We start from the raw sequence: 7,209 nt of genomic DNA, 5'->3' as shown, positions 1-7,209 counted from the left end.
AGCACGGCAGAACTCCCAGAAATTTGCCCCTATTGGAATTCAAACTGGGAGTCTCGACCATCGGCAATCACCCGAAAGTCCAGTGTTTATGCGGGCTCCGGGGATTCTTCAGGGACGACTAATTACATCAAGCGCTCTTTTCCCGTTTAGCCGCTCGTCTGCGTGGCGTTCTCGAAGCTGGTTGTGCAGTCCTTCGACTGTCAATGTAATCAGTTGCAGCAGTTCTCTGTCAAAATTGATTAGACGATCAACCTCGCCGACGTTTCGACGAAATGACTCAATGGCAGACATATACGTCCAAGATTTCAAATAGATATTGCCTGAGCACATGCACAATGCTGCTTGATGCATTCATGATTTCGATAAGGATTAAGTTAATTCTGCAATATTGGGAGCTACTTTGCCTTGCAAATGAGCCTTTGTGAGCGCTGCTCCATAGTAGTCCTTAAGAAACACATGAATAGCAAGCAGGTGAGAGCAAATGGCACCTGCCAGTGCCAACGCACCTACGAAGCCATCCAACCTGTTACCCCAAAACGCGGCCACTATGCATATAGATCCGATACCAACTAGAAGCTCATTTGTACTTGTGATTGCTCGTAGGCGAGCGCGCGGCTCGGACATCCCCGAATCGACAAGCTCCAGCGCAAGCATGCGTTCTTCCACCGACAAACCCGCGATCCATGACTTATCGATGGTTGCCGCTTTAACACTTGCACCAGTCGCGCGGTCAACTACAGCGTAGGCAAGTCGAATCAGCATTTTCGAAGCACCTACTCCAGCACATGTTGATGCTGCCCCCCAGAAAACGTTTCCAAAAGTCGCTTTCGCAAGAAAGCCCGTGCTGAAAGAGGCAAGGTCAGAAAGTGGAACTGCCACAATAGTCTCCAGTGCACTGAGGTGAGTTTGCTGCTGAATGGCCAGAGATAGTAGAAAACCCGTTGCGAAAATAATGGCTCGGTGCAAAGGGAAGGCGTGCGTCACTGCCTCTGCATATGTTGATCCGATTTCCTCCCATGCATACATTTGATTAAGCCACCTTAAGAAACATAAGATCACCGCCTTTCAGATCGAAGCCCTTTGCCTCTAGAATCGGACATACGTGGATACGCACCTCTTCGTCAATGTTGTGAAAAGGGTGCAGAGCTGCGAAATCTGCTTCGCTGGAAAGATGCAGATTCACTTCTTTAAATGTGTCTAAATTAAAAACTTTCGCATTTGGCTTGGTATTGCGATTGCCTGCATCTAGAAGTCTAATCCGAATTCGCGCAATCATAGATGGACCCAGCTCGCGGTCAGCAGCAATTTTGTGAAAGCTTTTTGCGATCGCAGGTGTAAACACTAGAGGGAGTTGCGGTCTGGTGCCGTGCAACGCTATATCAACCGTGCTTGTGCTCAAATCTGATCGATTGATCTGACCAACTAGCTGGTCAACTTCTTTAACGATTGAACGGTTGGAATATGCAGTTGCCCAAACATCTGGGGGCTCATTTAGAACGCTCGAAAAAGAACGTGACCGTTCTCCCATCTGATGAGCGTACTGACGACGTGCGGCCAGTTGCTCAGAAATAGTTTGATGTTGTTCGAAAGCTTGATCAACAGCGCCTTGGAACACAACGCTTGTCGCCGCATAGATTCGATCAACAAGTCGCTCGGCACCTTGCTTCATTGCGTCAAGGACTATGCCTCCTTCACGGGGGTATTCCGCAATAAATTCAGTCTCGCGATACTCAGCCTTCGTAAGCCGCTCGTGCTTCTCCACGGCTCCATACGTCTCTACAAGAAATGCTCGGTCGATCGCCCGCTGCATATGCTGATAGGTTGTGGCCATCACACGTACGCTTACCTTGTGGTCAACCGTAATGTCCCCGTCGAAGTGAACGCTGAATGACGCCAAGTCCTTCTCCCTAGTTGTTGGTACTTTTTGAACATTGTCGGGCAAGGCGCCTTACTTGTTAGCAAAAGTGTCACAAGGTAGGTTTCGCGGACTTTTAAGAACTCATCGAAGCTGTATGGTGGCTTCTTCAAACGTGCCAAACGACGCATGCAACCCGTAGTTGCGCAAGTTCGTGATCAATCGTGGCTGGACGCAAAGGCGCGTAGACGGCTTACCCGTGCAAATGATTTCTGACCCAGAGATGAGGCTCCACTGTGGTTCCGAGGTGGCTCCAAGCCGCCCCAGCGCGTCTTTGTTCGACGATCCGTCGTGTTCGAGGAGTTACGGTTTCCAGCATGGCCTTCTTTGCTGGGTCGCGTGCTGGTGAGACGGACGCTACTTATCGAATTCGGATATCCCTCTCAAAACCTCTTCCGCCGTCCCCGGCGCATTCATCCCCTCAGGCTTCCCGCCCGCCTGTGCCACCGCATCGCGCAGCGCCTCAAACACGCTGATGGCCAGCATGAACGGTGGCTCGCCCACGGCTTTGCTGCCGTGCACGTTGTCTTCGCGGTTGAGCTCGGGCCAGAGGTCGATCTTGAAGTGTTCGGGGATGTCGCCAGTGGCGGGGATCTTGTAGGTGCTGGGGGCGTGGGTTTGCAGGTAGCCCTTGTCGTTCCACACCAGTTGTTCGGTGGTGAGCCAGCCCATGCCCTGCACGAAGCCGCCCTCGATCTGGCCAATGTCGATGGCGGGGTTGATGCTGCGGCCCACGTCGTGAAGGATGTCGACCTTGAGCACACGGCTCTCGCCGGTGAGGGTGTCGATGGCGACTTCGGTCACCGCTGCGCCGTACGCGAAGTAGTAGAACGGCCGGCCCTGCATGGTGGTCTTGTCGTAGTGGATCTTGGGCGTGCGGTAGAAGCCGTCGCTCCAGAGCTGGATGCGGTTGGCGTAGGCGGCGTGCACCACGTCGTTGAACGCCCGCGTGGTCTTGGGTGTGATCACCTGGCCGGCTTCAAACTGCACGGCGCCGGCTCCGCAGCCGTCCAGCCCGGCCACGAAGGCGGCGAGGTTGTCTCGCACGTGGCGCGCCGCAAACTGCGCGGCGCGTCCGTTGAGGTCGGTGCCGCTGCTGGCGGCGGTGGCGCTGGCGTTGGGCACCTTGCTGGTGTCGGCTGCGGTGGACATGACTTGCTCGAACGGCACACCGAGTTCATCGGCCACGATGGCGGCCACCTTGGTGTTCAGGCCCTGGCCCATCTCGGTGCCGCCGTGGTTCACCTGCACGCTGCCGTCGGTGTACACGTGCACCAGCGCGCCGGCCTGGTTGAACAGCGTGGCGGTGAAGCTGATGCCGAACTTCACGGGGGTGAGGGCCATGCCTTTTTTGATGACGGGGCTCTTGGCGTTCCAGGCGGCTATCTGATCGCGGCGCTCGCGGTAGTTGCTGGTCTGCGCCAGCGTGGTCATGAGCGGTTCGAGGATGTTGTCTTCCACCGGCATCTGGTAGTGGGTGACGTTGCGGTCTTTGATGCCGTAGAGGTTGCGCAGTCGCACGTCCAGTGGATCCAGACCGAGCGTGCGCGCGATGTCGCTCAGGATGCGCTCGATCACGATCACGCCCTGCGGGCCGCCGAAGCCGCGAAACGCGGTGTGGCTCTGGGTGTTGGTCTTGCAGCGGTAGCTGGCAATGGCCACGTCTTCCAGAAAGTAGGCGTTGTCGGCGTGGAAGATGGCGCGGTCGGCCACCGGGCCTGAGAGGTCGGCGCTGAAACCGCAGTTGGCCAGCATCTCCAGCTCCAGCCCGCAGAGCAGGCCGCTGTCGTCGAACCCGGCGCGGTAGTGGTAGGCGAAGGGATGGCGTTTGCCGGTGATCATGAAGTCGTCGTCGCGGTCCAGCCGCAGCTTCACCGGGCATTTGAGCTGGTTGGCGGCGATGGCGGCCCACACGGCCAGGTGGCCGGCCTGTGTTTCCTTGCCGCCGAAACCGCCACCCATGCGCCGGCACTCCACCGTCACGGCGTGGTTGGCCAGGCCCAGCGCGTGCGACACCCAGTGCTGCACCTCGCCGGGGTGCTGCGTGCTGGTGTAGACCCACCACTGGTTCTGCTCCAGCGGCAACACGTAGGCGACCTGGCCTTCCAGATAGAAGTGCTCCTGGCCGCCGACTTCGAACTGGCCTTGCAGGGTGTGCGGCGCGCGCTTCAGGGCTGCGGCGGCGTCGCCGCGTTTCACATGCACCGGCGGCAACACGTAGCTCTGATGCGCGTGCGCTTCGTGCACGTTGATGACGGCGGGCAGGGGTTCGATGTCGAGCAACACCTGCCGCGCGGCGCGGCGCGCGGTCATCACATCGTCGGCCACCACGAGCGCCACCACCTGGCCGAGGAACTGCACGGTGTCGGTGGCGAACACGGGTTCGTCATGCGCGAAGGCGGCCAGCATCGGGTCGCCGGGGATGTGCACGGCGCTGAAGACCCCACGCACGCCCGGCATGGCGAGCGCTGCCGTGGCGTCCATGCCGCGCAGCTTGCCGTGTGCCACGTGCGAGCACACCGGGGCGGCGTGCAGGGTGCCGCGCACTTCAGGGATGTCGTCGATGTAGGTGGCGCCACCGGCCACCTGGGCGCGCGCGCTTTCGTGGTGGCGCGAGACGCCGGCGGCACGCTCGGGGGCGATTGGGGCCGGGGCTTGGGGCTTGGCCAGTTCATCGGGTGCCGTGTCTGCGTCCGCCCGGGACGAGATCACCACCGGCGTATCGGCGGTGTTTGGGTCGCGTGCGTTCATGACAGGGCCTCCATCGAAAACGACTCGAGGTTGATCGCCTGCAGTCCCTGGCTCTCCAGCCAGAAGCGCTGCAGCAGGTTGCCCAGCACGGTCTGGCGGTAGGCGGCGGAGGCACGCATGTCGGTGATCGGCTTGAACTCGCCGCGCAGCACGGCGATGGCGGCCCCCACGGTGTCGGCGCTCCAGGCCTGGCCGAGCAGGGCGGCTTCGGTCTGGCGGGCGCGCACAGGTGTGGCGGCCACGCCGCCGGCGCCGATGGAGATGGTTTTGACCCTGCCGCCATCCAGCGTCATGCGGATGGCCAGGCAGACGGCGGAGATGTCGTCGTCAAAGCGTTTGCTGATCTTGTAGACCCTCATGGTTTCGCCCGCGACCGGTCGAGGCACCTTGACCCAGCACAACAATTCATCCGCCTTCATCACATTCGTGCGGTAGCCGGTGTACAGATCCTCCAGCCGCAGTTCCCGATGCGCCACCGCCTGGCGCTCCGCGTCCCAGCGCATCAGCACCACGCTCGCCCCCAGCGCGATCAGCAGCGGCATGCTGTCGCCGATGGGCGAACCGTTGGCCACGTTGCCGCCCAGCGTGCCCGAGTTGCGCACCGGCAGGCCGGCAAAGCGCTGGGCAAAGGTCTTGAGCTGCGGGCGCTCGCTCACCAGCGCGGCGTAGGCCTCGTGCAGCGACACGGCCGCGCCGATGGCGATGTGGTGCGGGTAGGTCTCCACGCGGCGCAGTTCTTCGGCGGCGGTCACGTCGAGCACCTGGGCAAAGCGCTTGTGCATCTTTGTCACCCACAGGCCGACGTCGGTGGTGCCGGCGACCACCTGGGCTCGGGGGTGTGCGCTGCGCGCCTGCAGCAGGCTGGTCAGGGTGGTGGGGCGCAGGTAGGTCTCAGCCTGTGGCGGTGCAAGCTGCTTGAGTGCGGCCACGGTGGCGGCTTCGTCCACACCGCAGCCGGCGGGCAAGGGCAGGCTGCCCATCTGCTGCGCCGCATCAAGAATGGGACGGTAGCCGGTGCAGCGACACAGGTTGCCCGAGAGTTCCACCTGCGCCTGGGTCCGGTCGATGCCTCGGCCTCCCTTCGTGTTCTGGTACATCCCGAAGAGGCTCATGACAAAACCTGGGGTGCAGAAGCCGCACTGGCTGCCGTGGCACTGCACCATGGCTTCTTGTGCGGGATGCAGTTCGCCCAGGGGCGACACCAGGTCTTCCGTGGTCCACACCGCCATGCCCTGCACCGAATGCGCCAGCCGGATGCAGCTGTTGATGGCCTTGTACTGCAGCTGGTTGCCGACCACTTCGCCCAGCACCACGGTGCAGGCGCCGCAGTCGCCTTCGCCGCAGCCCTCCTTGGTGCCGGTGCAGCCCAGGTCTTCGCGCAGCACCTCCAGCAAGGTGCGCTCGGGGGCCACGTTGCGCAGCGTGACGGGCTGGCCGCGCCGCAGGAAGCTAAGGGTTTGTGCGGATATTTCAGTGCTCATGCGCCCCAGCATAGCGCTGCCCCCATGGCACAACATATGCTCGTCCATATGTCCAGAATGCCCAAACCACCATCCAGCTGCATACACCCAGGGTATGAAATACATGTCGATGTTCGACAAGATTGACCTGCACCTGATCCGCGTGCTCCACACCGTGCTCACCGAGCGCAGCGTGTCGCGCGCGGCCATTCGCCTGGGCATGTACCAGCCGGCGGTGAGTGCTGCGCTCAAGCGGCTGCGTGAACTGGCCGGGGACCCCTTGTTGGTGCGTTCGGGCTCGGGCATGGTACCCACCGTGGCCGGTCTGCGCATGATCGAACCGGCGGCCGACATCCTGCGCAGCGCCGAGGTGCTGTTTTCCGACGCGCGCAGCTTTGACCCGGCCACCGCCCGCCACACCTTCAGCCTGGCCGCCAGCGACTACATGGACCCGCTGTTTCTGCCGCAACTGGTCACCCTGATCAAGGCCCAGGCGCCCAACTGCCCGATCGACATCCACCCACTCTCGCGCGACTCTGACTACCGCAACCACCTGGCCCAGGGCGATGTGGACGTGGTGATCGGCAACTGGGCCAAGCCGCCGGACGACCTGCACCTGGGCCGCCTGTTCGGCGACGAGGTGGTGTCCCTCGTCTCGAACCAGCACCCGGCGGTGCGCCGGGGCTGGGACGTGGAGGCCTGGCTGGGCGCCGAACACATCGCGCCCACGCCCACGCATCCGGGCGCGCGTGGTTTCATCGACGACCACCTGGCCACGCTGGGCCTGGTGCGCAACCTCACCGCGCGCTGTCCGCACTTCGGGCTGATCCCGGCCATGGTGGCCGGCAGCCTGCTGGTGCTCACCACGGGGCGCCAGTACTGCGAACGCTTCACCGGCACCCTGCCGGTGAAGGTGCTGCCCAGCCCGGTGGAGTTCCCGCGAATGATGTACTACCAGCTCTGGCACGAGCGCACCCACGCCTCCAAGGCCGGACGCTGGCTGCGCGAGCAGATCAAGAGCGTGGCCGCCTCGCTGAAGCGGCCCGACGCCGAGAGCTGACCCGACAAGAAAGAAGGAGACGC

Annotated in this window: 5 protein-coding genes; 1 reads left to right on the top strand and 4 read right to left on the bottom strand. The window is 61.8% G+C overall.

Features of this window, described 5'->3' with window-relative positions:
- Positions 1-369: 369 nt before the first annotated feature.
- The 4 genes from V6M63_RS21240 to xdhA form a co-directional block, all read right to left on the bottom strand.
- Positions 370-1,026, bottom strand: coding sequence for a hypothetical protein (locus V6M63_RS21240; RefSeq protein ID WP_332745164.1), 657 nt, complete (start codon positions 1,024-1,026; stop codon positions 370-372).
- Between the two features lie 4 nt (positions 1,027-1,030).
- The gene (locus V6M63_RS21235) at positions 1,031-1,942 is read right to left on the bottom strand and encodes a hypothetical protein (protein ID WP_332745162.1); all 912 of its coding nucleotides are present in this window, start codon (positions 1,940-1,942) and stop codon (positions 1,031-1,033) included.
- Between the two features lie 330 nt (positions 1,943-2,272).
- Positions 2,273-4,666: a xanthine dehydrogenase molybdopterin binding subunit gene (gene xdhB / locus V6M63_RS21230; protein ID WP_332745161.1), complete on the bottom strand. Its 2,394-nt coding sequence runs from the start codon at positions 4,664-4,666 to the stop codon at positions 2,273-2,275.
- Positions 4,663-6,147, bottom strand: coding sequence for a xanthine dehydrogenase small subunit (gene xdhA, locus V6M63_RS21225; protein ID WP_332745159.1), 1,485 nt, complete (start codon positions 6,145-6,147; stop codon positions 4,663-4,665). Before xdhA ends, xdhB begins: the two co-directional genes overlap by 4 nt.
- Positions 6,148-6,241: 94 nt before the next feature.
- Here xdhA and V6M63_RS21220 point away from each other — a divergent pair, with 94 nt between their 5' ends.
- Positions 6,242-7,186 carry a LysR family transcriptional regulator gene (locus tag V6M63_RS21220; RefSeq protein WP_332745157.1) on the top strand — a complete coding sequence of 315 codons (945 nt, stop codon included), beginning with the start codon at positions 6,242-6,244 and terminating at the stop codon, positions 7,184-7,186.
- Positions 7,187-7,209: the final 23 nt, after the last annotated feature.

The sequence above is a fragment of the Hydrogenophaga sp. genome, from assembly GCF_036675665.1.
GTDB lineage: Bacteria > Pseudomonadota > Gammaproteobacteria > Burkholderiales > Burkholderiaceae_C > Hydrogenophaga.
This window is presented reverse-complemented; position numbering and strand designations above follow the sequence as displayed.